This window comes from Nostoc sp. 106C, assembly GCF_002154725.1.
Lineage (GTDB): Bacteria > Cyanobacteriota > Cyanobacteriia > Cyanobacteriales > Nostocaceae > Aulosira.
This window is the reverse complement of sequence record NZ_MTAW01000009.1, coordinates 1-1,713: the sequence shown is the minus strand read 5'-3', so window position 1 is coordinate 1,713 and position 1,713 is coordinate 1. Positions and strand designations below refer to the sequence as shown.

Sequence of the window (1,713 nt, the reverse complement as noted above, 5' to 3'; positions counted from 1 at the left end):
CCCAGAAGTACTTGTGGGTATCTGTGTCGAGCGTTCCCTAGAAATGATCGTGGGAGTGTTAGGTATTCTCAAGGCAGGCGGAGCCTATGTCCCACTTGACCCAAATTATCCGCAAGATCGCCTCGCTTTTATATTAGAAGATGCTCAAGTGTCAGTACTACTAACGCAAGAGCAATTATTAAACAATCTTCCTCAAAACCATACTCAAGTTTTATGTCTTGATTCTGACAGAGAAATCCTATCTCAATACAGTTCAGAAAACCCCATAAGCTCGGTAACATCTGAAAACTTAGCTTACATAATTTATACTTCTGGTTCTACAGGTAAACCCAAAGGTGTATTAATTAATCACTCCAATGTAGTCCGCTTATTTAACGCCACCGAACATTGGTATCACTTCAACCAAGAAGATGTGTGGACGCTGTTTCACTCCTTTGCCTTTGATTTTTCTGTGTGGGAAATTTGGGGTGCTTTAATTTACGGCGGACGGTTAGTTGTCGTGCCTTATTTAGTGAGCCGTTCTCCCGAAGCCTTCTATGAATTACTCTGCAAAGAAAAAGTTACTGTTCTCAATCAAACTCCTTCAGCTTTTCAACAATTAATTCGCACAGAGCAGACAATCGCTAATCCTGGGGAATTGGCTCTGCGTTGGGTGATATTTGGCGGGGAAGCATTAGAAATTCAAAGCTTAAAGCCTTGGTTCACTCGTCATGGATACGAGTCTCCCAGGTTAGTAAATATGTATGGGATTACAGAAACTACTGTTCATGTTACCTATCGTCCAATCACAGAAGATGATTTGAGACCGGGAGCAGGTAGTGTGATTGGTTGTCCAATTCCTGACTTGCAATTGTATGTGCTGGATCAACATAGACAGTTAGTTCCTGTTGGTGTTCCTGGGGAAATGTATGTGGGAGGTGCAGGTTTAGCTCGTGGCTATCTCAATCGTCCCGATTTGACTGCAAAAGCTTTTATTGCTCACCCCTTGAGTAACGATCCAAAGGCGCGGCTTTATAAAACTGGGGATTTAGCAAGATATTTAGCCAATGGAGATTTGGAATATCTCGGTCGCATCGATCATCAAGTGAAGATTCGTGGCTTTCGCATCGAGTTAGGAGAGATAGAAACTTTACTCAGTCAACATCCCGTAGTGCAACAGGTGGTAGTAATTGTTCGGGAAGATGTTCCTGGTGACAAGCGTCTTGTAGCTTACATTGTTCCTAACTTTGGCTCAATCATTACGATTAGCGAACTGCGTAGCTTCCTCAAAGAAAAGTTGCCAGAGTATATGGTACCTTCGGCTTTCGTGATGCTGGACGCTTTGCCATTAACATCTAATGGCAAGATAGACCGCCGTGCTTTGCCAGCACCAGATACATCAAGCCTGAGTTTGACAACTAACTTTGTCGCACCCCGCACTTCTACAGAAAAGGTCGTAGCAGAAATCTGGGAGAAAGTTCTAGGTATAGAACCTATAGGCATCAATGACAACTTCTTCGAGTTGGGTGGACATTCATTACTAGCCACTCAAGTTGTGTCCCGCGTCCGCCAAGCCTTCTCCATAGCTATTTCATTGCCATCGTTGTTTGCTCATCCCACGATCGCAGAATTGGCGCAAGAAATTGACCAGCATCAGGTTGGGGATGATAACCTCCAATTACAAAAAATTCCCAAACTAAGCAACAGAGAATCACTACCGCTATCATATGCGCA

General features: G+C 43.5%; 1 protein-coding gene. It reads left to right on the top strand.

The genetic code is table 11. The features are described from left to right. The coding region (locus tag BV375_RS00075; RefSeq protein WP_143841909.1) for an amino acid adenylation domain-containing protein at nucleotides 1-1,713 on the top strand (1,713 nt) is incomplete at both ends.